Below are 23796 nucleotides of genomic sequence, written 5' to 3' on the forward strand. Positions count from 1 at the left end.
CGGGCGGCGCTCGGGCGGATCAGAGCAGATACGCCGGGGTGCCCACGGGCAACGTAAATCGGAACTGGGCGCCGCCGCCGGGCGCGCGGCCGACGGTGATCGAGCCGCCGTGCGCTTCCACGATGCCCTTCACGATGTACAACCCCAGTCCTGTCCCGCCGCGCTTGCTGCCCCGCCAGAAGCGGGTGAAGACGCGGCCCATCGACTCCTCCGGAATCCCGGTGCCCTCGTCGCTCACGGTCACGGCCGTGCCTGCGGGGTCCCGCTCGCGCGGGGTGGCCGAGGGCGCCACGTCAATGGTGACCGTTCCCTCCCCGTGGCGCACCGCGTTTTCCAGCAAGTTGCTGAGCACCTGGTCGACCTTGTCGGGGTCGGCCCAGAGGTCGGGCAGCGGCTGCTGCACGCGGACGAGGAAGCGGTCGGCGTCCTGGCCCGCGGCCACGTACGCCTGGACGTGGCGGCCGACGGCGGCGGCGATGTCGACGGGCTGGCGGCGCAGCTCCAGGCGGCCGGAATCGATGCGGGAGATGTCCAGGAGCTCGGCGATGAGGCGGGTGACGCGGTCGGCGTCGGCGTCGACGGTCTCCAGCATCAGCTTCTTCTGGTCGTCCGTGAACCGCTCCCACTTCGCGAGCAGCGTCGCCGTGAAGCCCTTGACGGAGGTCAGCGGGGAGCGCAGCTCATGGGCGACGGTGGCGATCAGCTCGGCGTGGCTGCGCTCGGTGCGGCGGCGGGCCTCGGTGTCGCGCAGGGAGACGACGACGCGGTGGACGGGGCCGGTGGGCGCGGTGCGGAGGTAGCGCGCGGAGACGAGCACCTCACGGCCGCCCGGCAGCAGCAGATTGCGCTCGGGCTGCGCGACGCGGATGGCCAGGCCGCCGTACGGGTCGGTGAGCTGCCACCAGCGCCGGCCTTCGAGGTCCTCCAGGGGCAGCGCGCGCTCCAGCGGGGTGCCGAGGGCGTCGCCCGCGGGCACCGAAGTGATGCGCGTGGCGGCCTTGTTGAAGCAGATCACCCGGCCGTTCTCGTCGGCGACCACGAGGCCGTCGGGCAGCTCGTCCGGGTCGAGGCCGAGGCCGGTGAGGACGGCGGGGGCGTGGCCGGTCACGGGAGGGCACAGTACGTCCCGCACTCCCGGTGGTCTGCTGGTGCCGACACCCATGTCCCCGTACCCCACCTTTCAGCTCCGGGGGAGCGCCCCCGAGGCCGTCACCCTACTAGCTGGAGGTGACGGAGCGGCACCCTCCCGCCGCGCGCTGTGCACGGGCGGAGGCGTAGAGGCAAACCGCTGCCGCCGTCGCGAGGTTGAGGCTCTCGGCCTTGCCGTGGATCGGAACGCGCACCACGGCGTCGGCGAGTGCGCGGGTCTCCTCCGGGAGCCCCCACGCCTCGTTCCCGAACACCCAGGCGCTGGGCGTGCCCATGGTGCCCCGGTCGAGCTCGGTGTCGAGGTCGTCCTCGCCCGCCCCGTCGGCGGCGAGGATCCGCACGCCCGCGTCCTTGAGCCCCTCGATGGCCCGCTCCACGGGCACGCCCACCGCGACGGGCAGATGGAACAGCGAACCCACCGAAGCGCGCACGCACTTGGGGTTGTAGAGGTCCACGGACGCATCGGTCAGCACGACCGCCTCGGCACCGGCGGCGTCGGCGCAGCGCAGCACGGTGCCCGCGTTGCCGGGGTCGCGGACGTGGGCGAGGACGGCGACGAGCTTGGGGCGGGCGGCGAGGATGTCCTCGAAGGGGGTGTCCAGGAACCGGCAGACCCCGACAACTCCCTGTGGCGTCACGGTCGTCGAGATGTCGGCGATGACGTCCTCGGCGGCCAGGTGCACCCGGGCGCCCGCGCTCCGGGCCTCCCCCACGATGTCGGCGTACCGCTCGGCGGCCTCGACGGTGGCGAACAGCTCCACGAGGGTGCCCTGGTGCCCGGCCGCCTCCCGCACGGCCTGCGGCCCCTCGGCGAGGAAGAGCCGCTCCTTCCCCCGGAAGTTCCGCTTGGCCAGCCGCCGGGCGGCGGTGACGCGGGGGGAACGGGGAGAGATCAGTTCGGGGGCGACGGCCATGAACTCACTTTCGGAGGTACGGGGGTACGGGGCACGGGGTGGAGAAGGGGCCGGAAGCGCTCGGACCCGCAAGCCCCCCAGGGCTTACGGGTCCGAGTGAGGGTCAGCGACCCACCGATCAGGCAGCGGCCTTCGGGGCGTTGACGTCCGAGGGAAGCGCCTTCTGCGCGACCTCGACGAGCGCGGCGAACGCGTTCTCGTCGTTGACGGCCAGCTCCGCGAGGATCTTGCGGTCCACCTCGATGTTGGCGGCCTTCAGACCCTGGATGAAGCGGTTGTAGGTGATGCCGTTGGCGCGGGCAGCGGCGTTGATGCGCTGGATCCACAGCTGACGGAAGTCGCCCTTGCGCTTCTTGCGGTCGTTGTAGTTGTAGACCAGGGAGTGGGTGACCTGCTCCTTGGCCTTGCGGTACAGGCGCGACCGCTGGCCGCGGTAGCCGCTGGCCTGCTCGAGGATCGCCCGACGCTTCTTGTGCGCGTTGACTGCGCGCTTGACGCGTGCCACTTGTTAACTCCTTGTAGCGGGGCCGTGGTTGGACTCACACGGCCCGAAATCGATTGGGTCCCGGTCCGAGTTCAGGCGCTCACGCGCCCGAAGCTCACTTGCCGAGAAGCTTCTTGATCTTCTTGGCGTCGCCCGGGGCCATCTCGGCGTTGCCGGTGAGGCGACGCGTCAGGCGCGACGACTTGTGCTCGAGCAGGTGGCGCTTGCCGGCGCGCTCACGGAGCACCTTGCCGGAGCCGGTGACCTTGAAGCGCTTGCTGGCACCGCTGTGCGACTTGTTCTTCGGCATAGCGCCGTTCTCTCCTCGTCAGTGGCGCTCCGATGCCCGGTCGTGAAACCGGGCATCCGGGAGCGTCATGTGTATCGGTTGTCGTCCCTGGACTCGCGTCCGGGGATCAGGCCTCGGCAGGGGCCTCGGCGGGAGCCTCGGAAAGCTCCTCCTCGGCGGCGTTCTGCGAGCGGCCGGGGTTGGCCTTCGCGTCGGCCTTGCGAGCCGCCTGGGCCTCACGGGCCTCGGCCATGGCCTCGGTCTTCTTCTTGTGCGGACCGAGAACCATGATCATGTTGCGGCCGTCCTGCTTCGGGTTCGACTCGATGAAGCCGAGGTCCTGGACGTCCTCCGCGAGCCGCTGCAGCAGTCGGTAGCCGAGCTCCGGCCGGGACTGCTCGCGACCACGGAACATGATCGTGATCTTGACCTTGTCGCCCTGCTTGAGGAACCGGACGACGTGACCCTTCTTGGTGTCATAGTCGTGCGGGTCGATCTTCGGCCGGAGCTTCATCTCCTTGATGACCGTGTGCGCCTGGTTCTTGCGCGCCTCACGGGCCTTCATGGCCGACTCGTACTTGAACTTCCCGTAGTCCATGAGCTTGCAGACGGGCGGGCGAGCGTTCGCCGCCACCTCGACCAGGTCGAGGTCGTACTCCTGAGCAAGCTCAAGGGCCTTGGCAAGCGGAACAATCCCGACCTGCTCGCCGCTGGGACCGACAAGTCGCACTTCGGGAACGCGAATCCGGTCGTTGATGCGGGGCTCGGCGCTGATGGATCCTCCTCGGTAGCACCACACGACGGTCTGGCGGACCGCCGCGTACGTCTGTTTCCTAAGTACCAACCGCGCCGACGCACAAAAAATGCCCCGGACGGTACACAGGGGGGCTCCAAGAACTACCGGAGCACCGCCACGGTGACCGCGGGGCGCACTTCGGACGGTTCCATCGTCCGTACGGAACGATGGGGACCGTCTGACCGGTGACCCGCCGTCCGCGAGGACGGCCAGGTGGGAGATCGGAGCCTCCACTTGTGGGCCGGTCACGCGGGATGGTCTTGCTTGATTCCGTGCGCGTCCGGCCGGTCGTTACACAAGGTTAGCAGCTCCCGCACGTACGGGCTAACCGCCCACCGGGACGGGACCCCGCAGGTGAGCGCCTATCGTGTGGGGCATGAGTGAGCCTGCACCCCAGACGCCCCAGACACCCGACTTCGACACCATGGCCCGCGACATCGCGGAGGTCCCCGCGGTCGAGGTCATCGTGACCGTCGCGGTGAACCTGATGAGCGCCGCGGCCGTGAAGCTCGGCCTGACCGAGGAGGGCGAGGCCCACAAGGACCTGGACGAGGCCCGCAAGCTGGTGCACGCCCTCGCGGGGCTGCTCGACGCGAGCGCGACGGAGATCAGCTCCTTCCACGCGGCGCCGCTGCGCGATGGACTCAAGTCCCTGCAGCTGGCCTTCCGGGAGGCGTCCCTCGTCCCGGACGAGCCCGGCCAGGGCCCCGGCGAGAAGTACACGGGCGCCCTCTACGGCTAGCGCCCGCTTGCTTCCCTTACGCCCGTTTACTCCCGTACGAACAGGGGCTCGCCCGGTGGCGTGGCCTCGGCCGGCAGCAGTGCCAGGTCGAGACCGCGCACCAGGCGGGCCCTCAGCGTTTCGTCGGCCGCGATGCGCCGGGCGACGCGCTGCGCGGCCTCCGCGGGGGCCGCGGCCGGGTCGAGTACGAGGGCCAGGGTGCCGTCTCCCGCACCGGGGCCGAGGTGGGCGCGGAGGACCGCGGGTTCGGCGGCGACGGCGGTGCGCACGGCCTCGGTGACGGCCGGGTCGGTGAGGGCGTCCGTGCGGGTGCGGCCCTCGGCGAGGGCGAGCAGCGCGCGGCGGTTCAGCTCGTAGGGGACGGGCCCGGCGAGGTCGAGGACGATCGTGTCGGCCTTCTCGTGGGCGGCGGCGGCCAGGGCCTGGTGCAGGGGCACCGCGACGGGGCGGGCGGCCGGGTCCCAGAGGGCGAGCGCCTCGGTGGAGGTGAAGGCGGGCAGGGCGGTCCGCTCCCCCGCCTTCAGGGTGGGCACCGCCATGTCGCTGGTCTTCTCGCGCTTCAGCCCGTTCTCGTCGACCTCGACCTCGCCGAGCACGGCGACGACGGGGACGAGGAGCCGGGCGTCCGCGAGGGCCTCGAGGACCGGGCCGTGCGCGGTGCGGTCCTCGGCCCAGGCGGCGAGGGCCGCGCTCAGCCGGGGATCGGCGGAGCCGTCGTCGTTCGAGAAGCCGGGGTCGGGAATGTTCTTGTTCGCCACGGTCTCGACCCTACCGAGCGGCCGGGCGCCCCGGTCCGGGGGCTCGGTCCGACCGGCTCGGGTCAGCGGCGGCGGGGCGCGCGGCCCCGCCACAGGTAGACCGCCGCCGCGAGGAGCGCCGCGCCGAGGGTGCCCGCGACGGGGCCGACCCAGGCGGCGGGGCCGGTGTCCGTGTCCTCCTCGGCCGGGCCCGCGCCGAAGTACTTCTTGCCGTAGGCCGCCGTGGTCAGGCCCTCCGGCTTCAGCTTGCCGCCGCGCTCGATCGCGGCGGCCGGGTCGATGAGGCCGAAGCCGCGGGCGTCGTCGCGGCCGCCGCTCGGGGCGTCCCGCGCGGTGTCCTCGAGGAGCTTCTTGATCTGGGCCGGGGTGAGCCCGGGGTGGGCGGCGCGGATGAGGGCGACGGCGCCGGAGACGAAGGCGGAGGCCGCGCTGGTGCCCCAGCCCTCGTAGTACTGGCGGGACGGGTCGGGGATGGCGATCTTCTTGCCGGGGGCGGCCACGGTCGCGTACCAGCGGCGGGTGGAGAACGAGGCGCGGTTGCCGTTGGGGTCGACCGCGGTGGCGGCGATCACTCCGGGGTAGGCCGCCGGGTAGGAGATGTGGTCGCCGTGCTCGCCGCCGTTGCCCGCGGAGGCGACGACGGCGATGCCCTTCTTCAGGGCGTACTGGATCGCGGCGTCCTCGGCGGGCTCGGGGTGCGCGGACTTGGAGTCGTCGCCGAGCGAGAGGTTGATGACGTCCGCGCCGTGGTCGGCGGCCCAGCGGATGCCCTCGGCGAGTGCGTTGCCGCGGGTGTCGCGGGCCTTCGCGCGGTGCGGGTCGCCGTCCTCGAGGATCACCCGGACCGGCAGGATCTTCGCCTGCGGGGCGATGCCGAGGACGCCGTCACCGCGGCCGCGGCCGTGTCCGTGGCCCGCGATGATCCCGGACATGGCGGTGCCGTGGTGGGCCCAGGACTTGTCGCCCCGCTTCGCCCCGAAGCCGACCATGTCCTTGCCGGACAGGACGTTGCCCTTCAGGTCGGGGTGGGTGGCGTCCACCCCGGTGTCGAGGACCGCGACGGTGATGCCCTTGCCCTTGGTGGTGCGCCACGCCTCGTCGGTGTGCATCGCGGACAGCGCCCACTGCTGGGCGCGGATGCCGTCGGAGGCGTGCGCGGCGGTGGCGGCCGGTCCTGCGAGCACGACGGCGCCCGCCACCAGGGCGGTGGTCAACTGCCTCAATCCCATGGGGACTTCCCGGGACTTCCTCATGAAGTCTTCTTCTCCGTGTCCGCGGTGAGCGTCGTGCGCAGGCCGCGCTCGATCCGGTCGGCGATGCCCTTCGCCTCGTTGCCGAGGCCCGACTCGGCGGGGGCGGTGGTGGCGCCCTCCTTCATCGCCTCGGCGGCGGACTGGGGCTCCGTGACGACCCGGCCGTCGGCGAAGCCGGAGACCGCGTACGCGACGACGGGCGCGTCCGGCAGCACGGACACCGTCCACGAGGCCCGCTGCGCGTCGCCGAAGCCCGCCGCGAGGGTGCCCTTGGCGGCGTACGGGCGCGGCATCAGGTCGGAGCGGGCGTCCAGGCCCTCCTCGGTGAAGCGGGTGCGCAGGGCGCGCATGGCGTCGGCGTCGGCCTTGGTGAACAGCAGGCCCACGGTGGTGACATGGCTGCTGGTCGCGTCCGTGTAGGTGGCGCGGAGCAGGCTCAGACAGCCGACCGGGGCGAGGGCCTTGCGCAGCAGCGGGTCGAACGCGTCCTTGCAGCTGCCGCTGGGCGGCGCGACGGCGATCCGGGTCCAGGTGCGGTCGGCGCCGCCGGGGCCCGCGCCCTCGCCCTTCAGGGTGGTCGGGAAGAGCTTGTCGACGGGCACGCTGTGCCAGAGCTCCCCGGCGACCGCGTACTGGTCCCGCCCGGTGCCGCCCGAGGCGTCGTCGGTCAGCCAACTCCCGGTCGCGGCGCCCCCGATGAGGCCGAGCCCGAGCACGACGCAGGCCGCGGCGGCCGCCATGCGCGGCCGCACCAGACCGCGCACGGGCCGCAGCCGCGTGGTGCTGTCGTCGTACTCCGGCGGCCGCACGGTGAACACGAAGGGCCGCCCGGCGCCGGGGCCGGGGGTCAGGTCCACGGAGCCCACGGGGCGGCGGCGGGTGGGGCGTTCGGGCGGGGGCAGCTCGAAGTCGGGCTCCGGAGCGGGTGCTTCAAGGGGCTCGTCAGGGAGGGCTTCCGGAGGAACCGACGGCTGCGAGGGTACGGCGGAAGCGCTCGGGCGCCGCGGCGGCAGGGGCACCTGTCCGGTGGGCGGGCCGTCGGGGAAGCGGGCCGAGGCGGCGGGGGGTGGCGGGGCGCTCGGGCTCGGCGGAGTGGCTTCGGTTGTCGGCGGGGTGGCCGGGTTCGGCGGAGTGGCTCCGGTCGGCGGGGTGGCGTCGCGGTGGAACGGTTCGCCTGCGACGGGGCGCTCCGTCGGCGGGGACAGGGGGCGCCTCGGCGGCGGGTCCTGGGGCGGCCGGTCGGCCGGGCGGTCAGCCTGAGCGGTCATCGGCTCGGGCGCCGCCGCACCGAACGCGTCCCTCGACTCGGCTCTCGGCTCGGCCCTGGACTCGCCCCTCGACTCGTCGATCGACGACAGCAGTTCGCCGAACATCCGGCCACGCCGCTCGGCCGGCGACTCGGCGGGCGGCTCGGCACGAGGCGGGGCGACGGGCGGGTCCAGCGGCGGGCGGGCCTCGGGGAAGCGGGACGAGGCGGCCGGGGGCGGTGGCGTCGTCGGAGCCGGGGGCGGCGTCGGGACCGGGGGCGGCGGCTCGGTGGGCCGGGGCGGCTCGGCGGGCCTCGGGGGTACGGGGGCGCGCCGCTGCGCTTCCGTGCTCATGCACCCCCCCGTTTCCTCGCACTCGGTCCCGCCGGAGCTCCTGCGTGCGCGTCACTCTACGGGCTGGCGCAGGTCGCGCGGGAACCCAGTCCGCACCCCCGGGTGATCTGTCCCGAACGTCCCCCTACCCTCGGGTAATCGCGTCTGGCAGGCTTCGCCCATGACAGGTCCTTCTGCAGATCGGGCCCGCTACGACCGGGCCACCGCGCACCTCGACGCCCCGCTCGCGATCGTCGATCTCGACGCGTTCGACGCCAACGCCGACGATCTCGTGCGCCGGGCCGGCGGCAAGCCGATCCGCGTCGCCAGCAAGTCGGTGCGCTGCCGTGCCCTGCTCGAGCGGGTCCTCGCCCGCGACGGCTTCGCCGGGATCATGTCGTTCACGCTCGCCGAGTCCCTCTGGCTCGCCCGCTCCGGCTTCGACGACGTCCTGCTCGCCTACCCCTCGGCCGACCGCGCCGCCTTCGCGGAGCTGACCGCCGACCCCAAGCTCGCGGCGGCCGTGACCGTGATGGTCGACGACCCGGCGCAGCTGCGGCTCATCGAGGAGGCGCGGCGCGCGGGCGGGGGCGGCGAAGAGGTGCGGGTCTGCCTGGAGTTGGACACCGCGTACCGGGTGCTCGGCGGCCGGGTGCGGATCGGTGCGCTGCGCTCGCCGCTGCACTCCCCCTCCCAGGTCGCAGCCCTGGCCCGCGCGGTGGCCCGGCGGCCCGGGTTCCGGCTCGTCGGCGTGATGGCGTACGAGGGACATGTGGCCGGTGTCGGGGACGCGATCGCGGGGCGGCCGGTGCGGTCGCGGGCGATCCGCCTCATGCAGGCCGCCGCGCGCAGGGAGCTGGCGGCGCGGCGGGCCGAGACGATCCGGGCGGTACGGGCTGTCGCGCCGGACCTGGAGTTCGTCAACGGCGGCGGCACGGGGAGCGTGCAGCACACGGCGGCGGAGGGCGCGGTGACGGAGATCGCGGCCGGGTCGGGGCTCTATGTACCGCGGCTCTTCGACAACTACACGTCGTTCAGCGGGCGTCCGGCCGCGCTGTTCGGGGTGCCGGTGGTGCGGCGGCCCGGGGTGGGGGTGGTGACCGTGCTCGGCGGCGGCTATCCCGCGTCGGGGGCCGCGGGGGCCGACCGGTCCCCCGTCCCGTATCTGCCGGAAGGGCTTGGGTACGACCCCCAGGAGGGGGCCGGGGAAGTGCAGACGCCCTTGGTGGGGGCGCCCGCGGACGACCTGCTGATCGGCGACACGGTGTGGTTCCGGCACGCGAAGGCCGGGGAGCTGTGCGAGCGGTTCGAGGTGCTGCACCTGGTCGAGGGCGACCGGGTGGTGGGGACGGTGCCGACGTATCGGGGCGAAGGCCACACGTTCCTGTGAGGGGGCGGGCGGCTTCGTGAGGGGCCGGGTCGCGCTACTGCGTGGGTGAAGGGCCCACGCTGCTGCCCACGCCGCCCGAGCCCGAATCCCCGATGGCCCGGACGCCCTTGGTGATCTCGTCCATGTCGGTGACCGGCGGCGGGGTCTTCGCGCCGGCCTCGCCCGTACCGCCGGGGGCGTCGATGACGAAGCGGATCAGGACCAGCGTGTCCGCGCGCGACGCCGACGGGAACACCAGCGACTGCACATAGCCGCCGGGGCCGGTCGCCGTCCGCACGCGCCAGCGGACCACATAGCCGCTGCGGCCCGCCACGGCGACGTTGCCCTGCTTGACCACGGTGTGCGACGTGAGGCCGTCGAAGGGGCGCCGGTCGAGCTTGTCGCGGTCGTACGCGCGGTCCGCCGCGTCCTCGATGTCGCGCTTCGCCACCTTCTCGGGCGAGCGTTCGTCCGTGGCCGTGACCGTGCGCGAGTAGACCGTGCCGTGGCGGCAGAGGCTGCCCTCGCCGGGGCAGTCGTAGATCTCCGGGGTCTGGATGGTGGGGTCGCCGTCGAGGGAGTCCTCGGCCTTCTCCCAGCCGTCCGGTACGGGGATCGTGATGGCGTTGATGTCGTCGGTCAGGGTGTCCGGGGACGGGTCGGGCGCCGAGGTGGTGGGGGTCGGCGAGGAGGAGTCCGACGACTCGTCCGTCGGCTGCGGGGGTGCGGTCGGTCCGGGGCCGCCGCCCTGGGGGTCGACGCCGTCGTCCCTGCCGAGCACGACGACGCCGGTGACGATCGACGCGAGCAGGACGACCGCGGCGGCCGACAGCGCGACGGCCTTGGCCCGGCTCCCGCGAGGCCCGCCCGGCAGCGGTGCGACCGCCGTCGTGGCGGGCATCTGCCCCTGCTCCCCCGTCGCGGGTCCGAACCCGCCCGCGGCCGAGCCGAATCCTCCCGTCGACGGGCCGAACCCCGGCTGCGCCGGGGCCTGTTGGGGAGCCTGCGGCGTGCGCCGGTGCTCGGTCCACGAGGACCCGTCCCACCACCGCTCGACGGCGGGTGAGGACGGGTCCGGGTACCAGCCGGGCGCGGGCGTCATGCTCATCCCGGCACTCTAATGGGCGCCGCAACGGGCACTGCCGCGCGCCTCAGCCGTGGATCGTGTCCTTCTGGTCGGGCACCACCGAGCCGTCGTCCCGCAGGAGCGGGCCGAAGCCGCCCTCCGGCTTGTTGTACGCGGCCGTGGCGCACGGGTACGGGTCCGCCTTCCGCGGCAGGGGCTCGATGAACATGGGGTTCACGACCCAACGGCCGTCGGCGTTGTCGTACGCCCGGCACATGACCTCGTTCTTGTTGCGGTTGAGCACGAGGTGCGCGCCCGTCGCGTCGCCGACGAAGGTCACGTCCGTGTCGGCGTCGCCGCCGCCGAGCGCGATGCGGTGGCGCCAGTCCTGCTTCTCCCAGGCCGACTTGCCCTTGACGCCGTAGATCTCCTGGTTGATCCAGCAGCGCTTGCCGTCGATGTACGGGATGGCCTCGCCCTTGTTCACGCCGACGCCGCCGCAGCCCTGGTTCCAGGTGGTGATGCGGCCCTTCTTGTCGAGGACCGAGCGGATCGCGATGGTGTGCTTCCGGTCGATGCCGACGCCGCCCTTGCCGCCCGACCAGACCTCGGTGACCGGCTCGGAGCCCGCCGAGACGATGTAGACGTCGAACCCGGCCTTCTTGAGCGTCCGGATCAGGTCGCGCTGCTGCTCGTAGTAGCGGACGTAGCCGGGGATGACGTGCGTGCCCACGGTCTGGGTGGACCCGACGGGCGCGGCGAGTGCCTCCTTGCGGGCCTTGCGGGCGTACGACTCCAGCTCCTTGACCGTGTGCCCGGCGAACAGCTGCGGCACCCAGGCGTACTGGGGAACGGTGCGGCGGTGGTTCCACTCGCCCGCGAAGGCGGCGGCGCCGCTCATCGTCTTGCCGGACTCGCGGATGTTGAAGATCTCGTCCGCGCAGGCGGTGTCGGTGGAGGTCGGCAGCGGGGCGCCCACGGGCACGTCGGTGCCGCAGGCCGTGGTGAGCGCCTTGTCGGCCTCGTCCGTCATCCACTTGCTGGACTTCTTCCAGCTCGCGGGGCGCAGGATCTTGTCGTGCCGCAGCGACCAGGCGATGGTCGCGTCCGTGACGTCGTTCTTGGAGACGGTGTTGTCCCAGTCGAAGGCGGCGACGGGCCGGTGCTTCGCGGCCGAACCGCCGTGCGCCAGGCGCGGGTTGGAGCAGGTGCCGCGCTCGTCGATGACCTTCTGGAGGCGGGCGCGGTTCTCCCCGTACCAGGGGAGTTTCGTGGAGAGCTGCGGGCAGTGCGCGCGCTTCGCGGTGGGTGCGGCCGTGGCGGCGGCCGCGGGGAGCGACGCGGCCACGGCTGCCAGCGAGGTGGCGGCCGTGGCCAGAGTCAGCGCCAATACATGTCGGTTACCCATGTGAGTGGACCGTACATCAGGGTCAGTTCGCCGTTGAGGCCCGGTACACGGAGTCGTTCTGATCGGGGATGACCGAGCCGTCCGTACGGCGTACCGGGCCCTCGGAACCGTCGCGTCCGGTGTAGCCGGTGGTGGCGCAGGGGTAGGGGCCGGCCTGCTTGCCCTTGGGCTCGATGAACATGGGGTTGACCAGCCAGCGGCGGTCGCCGTTGTCGTAGGCGCGGCACATCAGCTCGGTCTTGTTGCGGTTCAGGACGAGGCGCAGGCCCGTCGCGTCGCGCAGGAACGAGACGTCGGTGTCGGAGTCGCCCGCCGCGAACACCTGGCGCTTCGCGGCCGGTTGGACCTTCTCGGCGGCCGCGCCCCTGACCTTGAGGATCCGCTCGTTGATGGCGCAGCGCTTGCCGTCGATGTACGTGATCATCGAGTCGGCGCCGTCCCTGACGGAGCCGCAGCCCTTGAGGTGGGCGGTCTGCCTGCCGTGCGCGACGACGTTGCGGATGCCGATGACGTGGCGCGCGTCGAGGCCCACGCCGCCCTTTCCTGCGGCCCAGACCTCGGCGACGGGCTCGGGCGAGGCGGAGACGATGTAGACGTCGAACCCGGCCTTCTTGAGCGTGCGGATCAGGTCGCGCTGCTGCTCGTAGTAGCGCGCCCAGCCGGTGACCTTGCCGGTGCCGACGGTCTGTTCGGTGCCGACGGGGGCGGCGAGGTTCTCCTTGCGGGCGGCGGCCGCGAAGCCCTTGACCTGGCGGCCCGTCCAGCCCTGGGTGAGCTGGGCGAGCCAGGCGTACTGGGGCTCCATGCGGCGGTGGTCGAAGCCGTCGAAGGCGGTCTTGCCGCCGGTGGTGGTGCCCTCGCCGTAGACGGCGGCGATCTCGTCGGCACAGGCCGTGTTCTTCGCCGTGGGGAGCGTGCGGCCGGTGGCGGGGCAGGCCGTGGCGAGGGCGGTGGCGGCCGGGTCGGTGAGGTAGCGGCTGGTGGTGTGCCAGTCGCCGCCCTTGGGGGTGCGTACCTTGCTGTTGCGCAGCATCCAGAACATGGTGGCGTCGCCCACGTCGTTCTTGATGACCGTGTTGTCCCAGTCGAAGACCGCGAGGGGCTTCGCCTTCTTGTCGTACGCGTCGCCGCAGCGGCCGTAGGTGTCCAGCATCCGCTGGAGCTTCGCCTTGTTGGCGCCGTACCAGCCCTTGGAGACGTGCAGGGCGGGGCACTTGTGGGCGTGGGCGGGGGCCGTCTGGGTGGCCTGGGCGGTGGCGAGCCCGGTCCCGGCCACGGCGAGGGCGGCGGCGGCCGCGTACCAGCGGTGCTTGATCTTCATGAACACGCTCCTTGTCTACGCAGGACAGCCGGGCGTCGTGCGACGCCCGGCTGTCGGGATGCTGGATGCGAGATGAACTACAGGGGCGTGACGTACGCCCCGGTGAGCCCGCCGTCGACGAGGAAGTCGGTGGCGTTCACGAACGAGGAGTCGTCGCTCGCGAGGAACGCGACGGCGGCGGCCATCTCCTCGGCCTCCGCGAAACGGCCCACGGGAATGTGCACGAGGCGGCGCGCGGCCCGCTCCGGGTCCTTGGCGAACAGTTCCTGGAGCAGCGGGGTGTTGACGGGGCCCGGGCACAGCGCGTTGACGCGGATGCCTTCCCGGGCGAACTGCACGCCCAGCTCGCGGGACATGGCAAGGACACCGCCCTTGGACGCCGTGTACGAGATCTGCGAGGTGGCGGCGCCCATCCGCGCCACGAACGACGCGGTGTTGATGATCGAACCCTTGCCCTGGCGGCGCATGTAGGGGATCGCGGCCTTGCAGCACAGGTAGACGGAGGTGAGGTTGACCTCCTGGACCCGCTTCCACGCCTCCAGGCCGGTGTCCAGGATGGAGTCGTCGTCGGGCGGCGAGATGCCCGCGTTGTTGAAGGCGATGTCGACGGAGCCGTAGGTGTCGTACGCGGTCTTGAAGAGCGCCTCGACCTGCTCGGCGTCGGTGACGTCGACCTTCACGAAGGTGCCGCCGACCTCCTCTGCGGCCTTCTTGCCCGCGGTCTCGTCGATGTCGCCGCAGACGACGTGCGCGCCCTCGGAGGCGAGGCGGCGTGCGGCGGCGAGGCCGATGCCGCTGCCGGCGCCGGTGATGACGGCGGTACGGCCGACGAGGCGGCGGCAGACAATCTCTTCGGTCACTGGGCGGGCCCTTCCGTGCTGATGAAGACGTTCTTCGTTTCGGTGAAGGCGGCAAGGGCGTCGGGGCCGAGTTCACGGCCGAGCCCGGACTGCTTGTAGCCGCCGAAGGGGGTCCAATAGCGCACGCTGGAGTGCGAGTTGACGGACAGGTTGCCCGCCTGGACGGCCTGCGAGACGCGCAGCGCCCGGCCGACGTCGCGGGTCCAGATCGAGCCGGACAGGCCGTACTCGGTGGCGTTGGCGAGCCGGATCGCGTCGGCCTCGTCCTCGAAGGGCAGGACGACGGCGACGGGCCCGAAGACCTCCTCGACGGCGGCCGGCGCGTCGGCCGGGACGTCCGTGAGGAGGGTCGGCGGGAACCAGAAGCCGGGGCCCTCGGGGGCGGTGCCGTGGATTCCGGCGCCCGGCGTCACGTACGAACGGACGCGCTCCAGCTGGGACTTGGAGATCAGCGGCCCCATCTGGGTCTTCTCGTCGGCCGGGTCGCCGACCACGACGGACTCGACCGCGGGCGCCACCAGCTCCAGGAACCGGTCGTACACGGAACGCTGCACCAGGACGCGGGTGCGGGCGCAGCAGTCCTGCCCGGAGTTGTCGAGGTACGACATGGGCGTGGCGAGCGCGGCCGCCTCCACGTCCGCGTCCGCGAAGACGATGTTCGGGCTCTTGCCGCCGAGTTCGAGGGTCACGCGCTTCACGCGGTCGGCGCACTTGGCCATGATCCGCTTGCCGACGCCCGTGGAGCCGGTGAACACGATCTTCGCGACGCCCGGGTGCTCGACGAGCGCGTCCCCCGCGACGGCGCCGACGCCGGGCAGGACCTGGAAGAGGTGCTCGGGAAGCCCGGCCTCCAGGGCGAGTTCGGCGAGGCGAAGCGCGGTGAGCGGCGTCGTCTCGGCGGGCTTGAGGATGACGGCGTTGCCCGCGGCGAGCGCGGGGGCCGTGCCCCAGGCAGCGATCGGCATCGGGAAGTTCCACGGCGCGATCACGCCGATGACGCCGAGCGGTTCGAGGATCGTGACGTTCAGACCGCCGGGGACGGGGATCTGCCGTCCGCTGAGCCGCTCCACTCCCCCGGCCGCGAACTCCAGGAGGTCGCGGACGTTGCCCGCCTCCCAGCGCGCGTTGCCGATGACGTGCCCGGCCTCGCGGACCTCCAGCTGGGCCAGTTCCTCGCGGTGGTCGTCGACGACGGCGGCGAAGCGGCGCAGGAGGCGGGCACGGTCGGCGGGGGCCACGGCGGCCCAGCGGATCTGCGCGGCGGCGGCGCGGGTGACGGCCGCGTCGACGTCCTGCGCGGTGGCGGCGGGGACGGTCGCGACGACCTCTTCCGTCGCCGGGTTCAGTACCTCGAGTACGTCAAGTACGTCCTGTTGCAAGGGTGTTCCTCACATGCGTTCGAAGGAGCGGCGGAGCTCCCAGTCGGTCACCGCGGAGTCGAAGGCGTCCAGCTCGACCCGGGCCATGTTCCGGTAGTGCGCGACCACCTCGTCGCCGAAGGCGGCCTTGGCGATGGGGCTGTTCTCCCAGAGCTCGGCGGCCTCGCGCAGGGTGGTGGGCACGTGCTCGTAGTCGGCCGTGTACGCGTTCCCCGCGCACTCCTCGGGCAGTTCGAGCCGCTGCTCTATGCCGTACAGACCGGCGGCCACGAGTCCGGCGACCGCGAGGTGCGGGTTGACGTCGCCGCCGGGCAGCCGGTTCTCGAAGCGCAGGGAGCGGCCGTGGCCGACGACGCGCAGCGCGCAGGTGCGGTTGTCGTAGCCCCAGGCGACGGCGGTGGGCGCGAACGAGCCGGGGCGGAACCGCTTGTACGAGTTGATGTTGGGCGCGTACAGAAGGCTGAAGTCCCGCAGGGCGGCCAGCTGTCCGGCGAGGAAGTGCCGCATCGTCTCCGACATCCCCCCTGGGTCGCCGGAAGAGCCCGCCATGGCGTTGTTGCCGTCGGCGTCCTGGAGCGAGAGGTGGATGTGGCAGGAGTTGCCCTCGCGCTCGTTGTACTTGGCCATGAAGGTGAGCGAGACGCCCTCCTGGGCCGCGATCTCCTTGGCGCCGGTCTTGTAGATGGCGTGCTGGTCGCAGGTGACGAGGGCCTCGTCGTAGCGGAACACGATCTCGTGCTGGCCGGGGTTGCACTCGCCCTTCGCCGACTCGACGACCAGGCCCGCGGCCGCCATGTCGTTGCGGATGCGGCGCAGCAGCGGCTCGATCCTGCCGGTCCCGAGGACCGAGTAGTCGATGTTGTACTGGTTGGCCGGGGTGAGCTCCTTGTAGCCCGCGTCCCACGCCTGCTCGTAGGTGTCCTTGAAGACGATGAATTCGAGTTCCGTGCCGACGTGGGCGCTCAGACCGAGCTCGGCGAGCCGGTCCAGCTGGCGGCGCAGGATCTGCCGGGGCGCGGCGACGACGGGCGAGCCGTCGTTCCAGGCCAGGTCGGCGATGAGCAGGGCCGTGCCCTCGTTCCAGGGCACGCGGCGCAGGGTCGCCGGGTCGGCGTGCATGGCGAAGTCGCCGTAGCCGCGGTCCCAGGAGGACATCGCGTAGCCGTCGACGGTGTTCATGTCCGCGTCCACGGCCAGGAGGTAGTTGCAGCCCTCCGTGCCGTGTTCCAGGACCTCGTCGAGGAAGAAGCGGGCGGCGAACCGCTTGCCCTGGAGCCGCCCTTGCATATCGGGGAAGGCCAGGACGACAGTGTCGATCTCGCCGCTCGCGACGAGGGCCTTGAGCTCCTCGATCCCGAGCGGGGGTGTGCGGTCTGCCACGGGAAAAGCCTCCTTGGGTCAGCCGAGGGCCATAAGGTATTGCGGAGAACCATTGCTTGGGAAGGGGGTTGGGCCAGATGTCGCACGCGGACGGTGACGGCGGCCTCGCGACGGTGCTGCGGCCGGTGCGCGCGGGCAACGGCTTCGAGGAGGCGCTGGAGCAGATCCTCCAGGTCGTCCGGCTCGGTCTGGTGCCGGGCGGTGAACGGCTGCCGTCCGAGCGGGAGTTGGCGGACCGGCTCGGCATCAGCCGGGTCACGCTGCGCGAGGTCCTGAAGGTGCTGCAGGACCAGGGCCTGGTGGAGTCGCGGCGCGGCCGGTACGGCGGCACGTTCGTGCTGCCGCGCCCCGAGGCGGCCGGCGAGGACGAGCTGCGCCGCCGCATCAGGGACGTCGACGTCGAGGACGTGCTGCGCTTCCGCGAGGTCCTGGAGGTGGGCGCGGCCGGGCTCTGCGCCGCGCACGGCCTGGACGGCGCCCAGGTGGAGCGGCTGCGCGCCGCCCTGGCCGACACCCATGACGCGCCGCTCGCCGACTACCGCCGCCAGGACACCCTCCTGCACCTCACCCTGGCCGAGCTCTGCGGCTCGGCCAGCCTCACCGCGCAGTACGCGGCGGTGCGCGCCACGGTCAACGACCTCCTCGACTGCATCCCGCTGTTGGTGCGGAACCTGGAGCATTCCCAGCGCCAGCACACCGCGCTCGTCGAGGCGGTGCTCGACGGGGACGCGGACGGAGCCCGGGAGATGATGCGGGAGCACTGCGGGGGGACGGCTGCCCTGCTGCGGGGTTTCCTGACGTGAGGGGGCCGACGCCGGGGGCGGCGTGAGCAACGGTTAACCACCGGGTAACGCAAGGGTCTTGATTTCTTCGGTACGGCACCGCAAAGGTATGGATCCGTTCCATTGAGTCCATCCAGCTGAACCTCAGTTGAGTCCGTCGAGCTGATCCTCAGTGCCGCCGTCGCATGGGAGCCCTGCCATGACCCTGGAGTCCACCAAGCCGTCCGCCGGCCAGGAGGCGGACGACTATCTGGAGCGCAGAACCCTCCAACGAGGCAACGCGGGCTGGGTGTTGCTCACCGGTCTCGGCGTCGCCTACGTCGTCTCGGGGGACTTCTCCGGCTGGAACTCGGGGCTCGCCGAGGGCGGCTTCGGCGGGCTCGGCATCGCGATGGCGCTGATGGGCGTCATGTACGCGTGCATGGTGTTCTCGCTGGCGGAACTCTCCTCGGTCCTGCCCACGGCGGGCGGCGGCTACGGCTTCGCGCGCCGGGCGCTCGGCCCCTGGGGCGGCTTCCTCACCGGCACGGCGATCCTCATCGAGTACGTGCTCGCGCCCGCCGCCATCTCCCTCTTCATCGGCGACTACGTGGAGTCCCTCGGCCTGTTCGGGCTGACCTCCGGCTGGCCGGTCTACCTCGCCTGTTTCGCGATCTTCATCGGCATCCACCTGTGGGGCGTGGGCGAGGCGCTGCGGTTCTCCTTCGTGGTGACCGGCATCGCGGTGGTCGCCCTCGTCGTCTTCGCCGTCGCCGCGTTCACGGACTTCGACGCCTCGAAGCTCAACGACGTGGCCGTGGACCACAGCGCGTTCGGCGCCAACTCCTGGCTGCCGCTCGGCCTGCTGGGGATCTGGGCGGCCTTCCCCTTCGGCATGTGGTTCTTCCTCGGCGTGGAGGGGGTGCCGCTGGCGGCCGAGGAGACCAAGGACCCGGCGCGCACGCTGCCGCGCGCCATCCGCTGGTCGCTGTGCATCCTCGTGGTCCTCGCCGTCGTCACGTTCTTCGCCTCGGCGGGAACGCGGGGCTCGGCCGCCATCCAGTCGTCCGGCAATCCGCTGGTCGAGGCGCTGCAGCCGGACGGCAAGGCGACGACGCTGAGCCGGATCATCAACTACGCGGGCCTCGCCGGCCTGGTGGCCTCCTTCTTCTCCCTCATCTACGCGGGCTCGCGCCAGCTCTTCGCCCTGTCCCGCGCGGGCTACCTGCCCCGCTTCCTCTCCCTCACCAGCAGCCGCAAGGCCCCCTACCTCGGGCTCCTCGTGCCCGGCGCGATCGGCTTCGGCCTGGCCGCGGCGACCGGGGACGGGGCGCGGATGCTGAACGTCGCCGTGTTCGGCGCCACCATCTCGTACGCCCTGATGTCGCTCTCCCACATCGTGCTGCGCCGCCGCGAACCGGAGCTCGAGCGGCCCTACCGCACCCCTGGCGGCGTGCTGACGTCCTCGGTGGCGCTGGTCCTCGCCTGCGCGGCGCTGGTCGCCACCTTCCTGGTGGACGTGACGGCGGCGCTCATCGCGCTCGGGGTATACGTGGTGGCGATCGCCTACTTCGGGCTCTACAGCCGGAGGCACCTGGTGGCGTCGGCGCCGGAGGAGGAGTTCGCGGCGCTGGCGGCGGCGGAGGCGGAGCTTGAGCGCGACTGAGGCAACCGGACTGATGCAACCGGGGCTTACGGAAAGGGAGTTCAGCACAGTGAACAGGCCGTTGATCGGGGTCAGCACCTACCTGGAGGCGAAGGCGAGCTACCGCGTGTGGGAGCTGCCCGCGGCGCTCCTGCCCGCCGGGTACCCCCGGCTCGTCCAGGCGGCGGGCGGCCTCGCCGCGATGGTGCCGCCGGACGACCCGGAGCACGCCGCCTCGGTCGTCGCCCGGCTCGACGCCGTCGTGATCGCGGGCGGCGAGGACGTCGAGCCGACGCGGTACGGAGCCGAGCCGGAAGACCGCACGGGCCCACCCGCACGAGAGCGCGACGCGTGGGAACTGGCCCTGATCGACGCGGCGTTGGCATCGGGCACTCCGCTGCTGGGCATCTGCCGCGGCATGCAGCTCCTCAACGTGGCGCTGGGCGGCACGCTGGTGCAGCACATGGAGGGCCACACGGGTGGGGTGGGCGTCTTCGGCTCGCACCCCGTGACCTCTGTACCGGGCACGCGCTACGCCACGATCGTCCCGGACGCTTCGGCGGACGTCCCCACGTACCACCACCAGGCGGTGGACCGCCTCGGTGAGGGCCTCGTGGTCTCGGCACACGCGGCGGACGGAACCGTGGAGGCGGTCGAACTCCCCGGCGACGGCTGGGTGGTGGGCGTGCAGTGGCACCCCGAGATGGGGACGGACACGCGGGTGATGGCGGCGCTGGTGGCGGAGGCGGCCGGGCGCTGAGCCGGTGGGGGCGGGGTGGGGACGCGGCGGTATGTCCGTCCTCGAAACGCCTCGGGCGCCGGACGATTTCACGAGTACTGGCTCGGGTGGCTTGCTGTACTGCGGGCGGACATACCGCCGCGTCCCCACCCCTCCCGCCGTCGCCTGTCTGCGGGTCGGCGGGTGGCCATTTCAGCCCGTCCGGCGTTTACGGGTGCCCATTTCAGCCCGTCCGGCGTTTGAGGACGAGGCTGTTCAGGCCGATGGGGGGTCTGGGGGCACAGCCCCCAGGAGGGCGCCTCAGGGGCGACGGAGTCGCGGATTCGGGAAGGGGCGGGGTCGGGGAAGAGGCCCCCGGCAGGGCAGCGCCTCACCCCACCCCCCGCGTCAGCCCCAGCAGATCCCGCGCAGGCCCCACCGGCCGCTGCCCCGTCGGCCACACAGCCCGCAACGCCCTCCCCAGCCGTACGCCGTCCAGGGGCACCTCCACAAGCCGGCGAGCCGACAGCTCCTCCCCCACCGCCAGCTCGCTCAGAACCGCGGGACCCGCCCCACTGACCGCCGCCGCCTTGACCGCCGTCGTGGAGGAGAGCTCCATCAGCGGACGGGCGAGACCGCCGAGCGCCGCGTCCAGGACCTGCCGGGTGCCCGAACCCTGCTCCCGGAGAATCAGCGGCGTGTCCGCCAGCTCCCCCGCACCCAGCGGCTTTCGGCGCCGCGCCCACCTGTGGTCCGGCGCCGTCACCACGATCAGCCGGTCGTGCGCGATCACCGCCGAGTCGAGGCCCGTCGGCAGGGTCAGGCCCTCGACGAAGCCCAGGTCGGCCTCGCCGCCGAGCACCCGCTCCGCGACCACGGCCGAGTTCCCGGCGAGCAGGGACACCGCCGTGTCGGGGCGCTGCCCGCGCAGCGCGATGAGCCAGCCCGGCAGCAGGTACTCCGCGATGGTCATGCTCGCCGCGACCCGCAGCCGCGAGTCCCTCCGGTCGCGCAACGCCTGCGCCCCCGCGTCGAACGCCTCCGCCGCCTCCACGACCCGCCGCGCCCAGTCCGTGACCAGGGCACCCGCGTCGGTCAGCCGCGAGCCGCGCGGGGAACGCTCGACGAGGGCCACGCCGAGCTGGCGCTCCATGGACCGGACGCGGCTGCTGGCCGCGGGCTGGGTGATGCCGAGCTCCCGCGCGGCCCGCCCCAGACTGCCCAGGCGCGCCACGGCGAGCAGCAGCTCCAGCGCGCCGAGGTCCGGCACCCGATGGGACAGCGACGACACCGGACCCGACACCGGCATCACCACCGCGGCCGCAACCGCGGTCGCATCCGGCGTCCCATCACTGCTCTCCCGCTTCACCTCACCCATAAGGCCACTTTATGACCTCATAGACGAGTGGTCCCTGGCGGGCCGCCCCGAAGGGGATCACCGTGGAGTCATGGTCACCGCAGCATCCCAGCCCCTCGGCGCCACCGCCCGCACCCGCGTCGGCACCCGCGCCCCCGCCGTCCGCCACCTCGGCCCCAACTGGTACGCCTCCGTCATGGGCACCGCGATCATCGCCAACGCCGGCGCCGCCCTCCCGGTGCACGTACCGGGCCTGCGCACGGCGTGCACGGTGGTGTGGGCCCTGTCCCTGCTGATGCTGACCACCCTGCTCGGCGCCCGCGCCCTGCACTGGCGCCACCACCGCGACCAGGCCCGCGCCCACCTCCTCGACCCGACGATGGCGCCCTTCTACGGCTGTCTGTCGATGGCCCTGCTCGCGGTCGGCGGCGGCACCATGATGGTGGGCGTCGACTGGATCGGCACGACCGCCGCGGTCGCCCTCGACACCGTCCTGTTCGTCGCGGGCACCCTCATCGGGCTCGCGGCCGCCGTGGCGATCCCGTATCTGATGGTGGCCCGGCACAAGATCGCCGCAGACCAGGCGTCGCCGGTCTGGCTGCTCCCCGTCGTGGCCCCCATGGTCTCGGCCGCCCTCGGCCCGCTGCTGATCCCGCACCTCCCGGCCGGCCAGGCACAGCAGACGATGCTGTACGCCTGCGTGGCGATGTTCGGGCTCAGCCTGCTCGCCACCCTGGTGATGCTGCCGATCATCTTCGCCCGCCTGGTCACCGGCCCCGCCCTGCCGCTCGCCCTCACCCCGACCCTGTTCCTGGTCCTCGGCCCGCTCGGCCAGTCCACCACCGCCACCAACAAGTTCGCCGACCTCGCCCCCGGCGTGGTACCCGCCCCGCTCGACCAGGGCTTCACCGTCTTCGCCGTCCTGTACGGCGTGCCGGTGATGGGCTTCGCCCTGATGTGGCTGGCCCTCGCGCTCGCCATGGTGGTGCGCGCCCGCCGCCAGGGCATGGGCTTCGCGATGACCTGGTGGGCCTTCACCTTCCCTGTCGGCACCTGCGTCACCGGCGCCGAGGGCCTCGGCAAGCACACCGGCCTGACGGCCTACAACTGGCTCGCGGTCGGCCTGTACGCCTTCCTGGTCCTCGCAGCAGCCACGGCCCTCATCCAGACAACCCGCGGCCTCCTCAACGGAAAGCTGCTCGCAGCGCCCCGCTGAGCACCCCCGCAGCCTCCGCCAACGACGGCCCGTACCAGGTGAGATGGCGCCCGCTGACCAGCGCGACCGGCAGTCCGGCGGGGAACGCCTCCGGGCCGTCGTCCCGCGTGAAGCGGTACGGCTCGTCGGGGAGGATCACCAAGTCGAGCTGCCCGGAGTGGAGTTGGTCCAGGGGGATGCGGGGGTAGCGCTCGGCGTGGGTCGCGTAGACGTTGTCGATGCCCAGGCGGTGCAGAAGGTCACCGGCGAAGGTGTCGCGGCCCAGGACCATCCAGGGGCGGCGCCAGATGGGGATCGCCGCCCGCAAGCGGTGTGCGGGCGCGGGGAGTTGGGACCAGGTCGCCGCCGCCCGGTCCAGCCACTCCGGGCGGGCCGCGCCGCAGGCCGTGAGCACCCGGGACAGTTCGTCGAGTGCCTGGTCGAGCGTGCGGATCTCGGTCACCAGGACGTCGAGGCCCGCCGCGCGCAGGGCCGCCAGGTCGGGGGCGCGGTTCTCCTCCTCGTTGGCTATCACCAGGTCCGGTGCGAGGCGCACGATGCCCGGCACGTCCGGGTTCTTCGTGCCGCCCACCCGCACGACGTCAAGGCCGGCCGGGTGGCTGCACCACTCCGTGGCCCCGACCAGGACGCCCGGCGCGCTCACCGCGACCGCCTCGGTCAAGGAAGGGACGAGGGAGACCACGCGCGGGCCTGGCACGGCGGGGCTCCTCCTCAGCGGCGACTGTCGTCCACGGCCTCGATGTGGTCGCCGACGGCCACCACCAGGACCCGGGTGTCCGCGCTCGCGGCCCGCCAGCGGTGTCGCACCCCACCGGTCAGATAGAGGCAGTCGCCGGGACCCAGGTGATAGGCCCGGCCCTCCGCCTCCACCTCGACGCCGCCCTCGACGACGTACATCAACTCGTCGTTGCGGTGCTGGAATTCGCGGCCCTCGTCGTGGTCGCCGGTGAACTCCAGGGCCTGCATCTGGTGGTGTCCGCGGATCAGTCCGCGCAGCTTCGCGTCGGGCGAGAAGTGGGCCGGACCGCCGCCGTCCCCCGCCTCGCCGGCCCGGACGACGTCGACGGAGCAGGCCGGGTCGGCGGCGGCGAGCAGCTCCACCGCGGTGGTGCGCAGCGCGTCGGCGACGGCCTGGAGGGAGCGCATGCTGGGCCGCGCCCGCTCGTTCTCCACCTGGCTGAGGAAGGGTACGGAGAGGCCGCTTCGCTCGGCGACGACGGCGAGGGTGAGCTCCAGCTCGCGGCGGCGCCGCCGGACGGCAGAGCCGACCCTGGGGGTCTCCTTGTTCTCGTCCATCGCTGCGGCTCCCTTCTGCGCTTCGGTCCACCGGTCCCGGCCACCGTGGTCCGTC

23 protein-coding genes are annotated in these 23796 nt (G+C 72.6%); 6 read left to right on the plus strand and 17 right to left on the minus strand.

Features of this window, described 5'->3' with window-relative positions:
* Positions 1-19: 19 nt before the first annotated feature.
* The 5 genes from ACQB60_RS17135 to infC all read right to left on the minus strand — a co-directional run bounded on the left by ACQB60_RS17135 (position 20) and on the right by infC (position 3635).
* Entirely contained in the window at positions 20-1162 is a 1143-nt protein-coding gene (locus ACQB60_RS17135; protein ID WP_496926844.1) for a sensor histidine kinase, read from the minus strand.
* Positions 1163-1217: 55 nt separating this feature from the next.
* The gene (locus tag ACQB60_RS17140; protein WP_496926845.1) at positions 1218-2063 is read right to left on the minus strand and encodes a TrmH family RNA methyltransferase; all 846 of its coding nucleotides are present in this window, start codon (positions 2061-2063) and stop codon (positions 1218-1220) included.
* A 118-nt stretch (positions 2064-2181) separates the two neighbouring features.
* Positions 2182-2568, minus strand: coding sequence for a 50S ribosomal protein L20 (gene rplT, locus ACQB60_RS17145; protein ID WP_055699044.1), 387 nt, complete (start codon positions 2566-2568; stop codon positions 2182-2184).
* 94 nt (positions 2569-2662) lie between these two features.
* Positions 2663-2857 carry a 50S ribosomal protein L35 gene (rpmI, locus tag ACQB60_RS17150; protein ID WP_007829094.1) on the minus strand — a complete coding sequence of 65 codons (195 nt, stop codon included), beginning with the start codon at positions 2855-2857 and terminating at the stop codon, positions 2663-2665.
* Positions 2858-2963: 106 nt separating this feature from the next.
* The gene (gene infC, locus ACQB60_RS17155) at positions 2964-3635 is read right to left on the minus strand and encodes a translation initiation factor IF-3 (protein WP_496927100.1); all 672 of its coding nucleotides are present in this window, start codon (positions 3633-3635) and stop codon (positions 2964-2966) included.
* Between the two features lie 373 nt (positions 3636-4008).
* Here infC and ACQB60_RS17160 point away from each other — a divergent pair, with 373 nt between their 5' ends.
* Complete coding sequence (locus ACQB60_RS17160; protein WP_496926846.1) at positions 4009-4374, plus strand: DUF1844 domain-containing protein; 366 nt, start codon at positions 4009-4011, stop codon at positions 4372-4374.
* Positions 4375-4400: 26 nt separating this feature from the next.
* Here ACQB60_RS17160 and ACQB60_RS17165 read toward each other — a convergent pair whose 3' ends face one another.
* The 3 genes from ACQB60_RS17165 to ACQB60_RS17175 all read right to left on the minus strand — a co-directional run bounded on the left by ACQB60_RS17165 (position 4401) and on the right by ACQB60_RS17175 (position 7986).
* Positions 4401-5132: an SseB family protein gene (locus tag ACQB60_RS17165; protein ID WP_496926847.1), complete on the minus strand. Its 732-nt coding sequence runs from the start codon at positions 5130-5132 to the stop codon at positions 4401-4403.
* Positions 5133-5194: 62 nt separating this feature from the next.
* Positions 5195-6385, minus strand: a complete 1191-nt coding sequence (mycP, locus tag ACQB60_RS17170) for a type VII secretion-associated serine protease mycosin (RefSeq protein WP_496926848.1) — start codon at positions 6383-6385, stop codon at positions 5195-5197.
* Positions 6382-7986 carry a hypothetical protein gene (locus tag ACQB60_RS17175; RefSeq protein ID WP_496926849.1) on the minus strand — a complete coding sequence of 535 codons (1605 nt, stop codon included), beginning with the start codon at positions 7984-7986 and terminating at the stop codon, positions 6382-6384. Before ACQB60_RS17175 ends, mycP begins: the two co-directional genes overlap by 4 nt.
* 160 nt (positions 7987-8146) lie before the next feature.
* Between ACQB60_RS17175 and ACQB60_RS17180 the strand changes: the two genes are divergently transcribed.
* Positions 8147-9355 carry an amino acid deaminase/aldolase gene (locus ACQB60_RS17180; protein ID WP_496926850.1) on the plus strand — a complete coding sequence of 403 codons (1209 nt, stop codon included), beginning with the start codon at positions 8147-8149 and terminating at the stop codon, positions 9353-9355.
* 34 nt (positions 9356-9389) lie between these two features.
* Here ACQB60_RS17180 and ACQB60_RS17185 read toward each other — a convergent pair whose 3' ends face one another.
* The 6 genes from ACQB60_RS17185 to ACQB60_RS17210 all read right to left on the minus strand — a co-directional run bounded on the left by ACQB60_RS17185 (position 9390) and on the right by ACQB60_RS17210 (position 16748).
* The gene (locus ACQB60_RS17185) at positions 9390-10442 is read right to left on the minus strand and encodes a DUF2510 domain-containing protein (protein WP_496926851.1); all 1053 of its coding nucleotides are present in this window, start codon (positions 10440-10442) and stop codon (positions 9390-9392) included.
* Between the two features lie 43 nt (positions 10443-10485).
* On the minus strand, positions 10486-11808 hold the full coding sequence (locus ACQB60_RS17190; RefSeq protein WP_496926852.1) for an HAD family hydrolase: 1323 nt from the start codon (positions 11806-11808) through the stop codon (positions 10486-10488).
* Between the two features lie 22 nt (positions 11809-11830).
* The gene (locus ACQB60_RS17195; RefSeq protein WP_496926853.1) at positions 11831-13129 is read right to left on the minus strand and encodes a haloacid dehalogenase-like hydrolase; all 1299 of its coding nucleotides are present in this window, start codon (positions 13127-13129) and stop codon (positions 11831-11833) included.
* Between the two features lie 77 nt (positions 13130-13206).
* A complete protein-coding gene (locus ACQB60_RS17200) occupies positions 13207-13989 on the minus strand; it encodes a 3-oxoacyl-ACP reductase (RefSeq protein WP_496926854.1) in 783 nt (260 codons plus the stop codon).
* A complete protein-coding gene (locus tag ACQB60_RS17205) occupies positions 13986-15368 on the minus strand; it encodes an aldehyde dehydrogenase family protein (RefSeq protein WP_496926855.1) in 1383 nt (460 codons plus the stop codon). The genes ACQB60_RS17200 and ACQB60_RS17205 overlap by 4 nt, the downstream gene beginning before the upstream one ends.
* 9 nt (positions 15369-15377) lie before the next feature.
* Positions 15378-16748 (minus strand): glutamine synthetase family protein, encoded by a 1371-nt coding sequence (locus ACQB60_RS17210; RefSeq protein WP_496926856.1) that lies wholly within the window; start codon positions 16746-16748, stop codon positions 15378-15380.
* Positions 16749-16825: 77 nt separating this feature from the next.
* Between ACQB60_RS17210 and ACQB60_RS17215 the strand changes: the two genes are divergently transcribed.
* The 3 genes from ACQB60_RS17215 (at position 16826) to ACQB60_RS17225 (ending at position 19914) form a co-directional block, all read left to right on the plus strand.
* Positions 16826-17551 (plus strand): FadR/GntR family transcriptional regulator, encoded by a 726-nt coding sequence (locus ACQB60_RS17215; RefSeq protein ID WP_496926857.1) that lies wholly within the window; start codon positions 16826-16828, stop codon positions 17549-17551.
* A gap of 178 nt (positions 17552-17729) precedes the next feature.
* Entirely contained in the window at positions 17730-19175 is a 1446-nt protein-coding gene (eat, locus tag ACQB60_RS17220) for an ethanolamine permease (RefSeq protein WP_496926858.1), read from the plus strand.
* 13 nt (positions 19176-19188) lie between these two features.
* Positions 19189-19914 carry a gamma-glutamyl-gamma-aminobutyrate hydrolase family protein gene (locus tag ACQB60_RS17225; RefSeq protein WP_496927101.1) on the plus strand — a complete coding sequence of 242 codons (726 nt, stop codon included), beginning with the start codon at positions 19189-19191 and terminating at the stop codon, positions 19912-19914.
* Between the two features lie 349 nt (positions 19915-20263).
* On the opposite strand, the gene ACQB60_RS17230 is transcribed toward ACQB60_RS17225, so the two are convergent.
* Positions 20264-21181, minus strand: a complete 918-nt coding sequence (locus ACQB60_RS17230) for a LysR family transcriptional regulator (RefSeq protein WP_496927102.1) — start codon at positions 21179-21181, stop codon at positions 20264-20266.
* Between the two features lie 139 nt (positions 21182-21320).
* On the opposite strand from ACQB60_RS17230, the gene ACQB60_RS17235 reads away from it, so the two are divergent.
* Positions 21321-22445: a TDT family transporter gene (locus ACQB60_RS17235; protein WP_496926859.1), complete on the plus strand. Its 1125-nt coding sequence runs from the start codon at positions 21321-21323 to the stop codon at positions 22443-22445.
* On the opposite strand, the gene ACQB60_RS17240 is transcribed toward ACQB60_RS17235, so the two are convergent.
* Both ACQB60_RS17240 and ACQB60_RS17245 read right to left on the minus strand, forming a co-directional pair.
* The gene (locus ACQB60_RS17240) at positions 22414-23142 is read right to left on the minus strand and encodes a helical backbone metal receptor (RefSeq protein ID WP_496926860.1); all 729 of its coding nucleotides are present in this window, start codon (positions 23140-23142) and stop codon (positions 22414-22416) included. The two genes, ACQB60_RS17235 and ACQB60_RS17240, sit on opposite strands and share 32 nt — an antisense overlap.
* A 14-nt stretch (positions 23143-23156) precedes the next feature.
* The gene (locus tag ACQB60_RS17245; RefSeq protein WP_496926861.1) at positions 23157-23741 is read right to left on the minus strand and encodes a helix-turn-helix domain-containing protein; all 585 of its coding nucleotides are present in this window, start codon (positions 23739-23741) and stop codon (positions 23157-23159) included.
* Positions 23742-23796 lie beyond the last annotated feature (55 nt).

This window comes from Streptomyces odontotermitis, assembly GCF_050510915.1.
Lineage (GTDB): Bacteria > Actinomycetota > Actinomycetes > Streptomycetales > Streptomycetaceae > Streptomyces.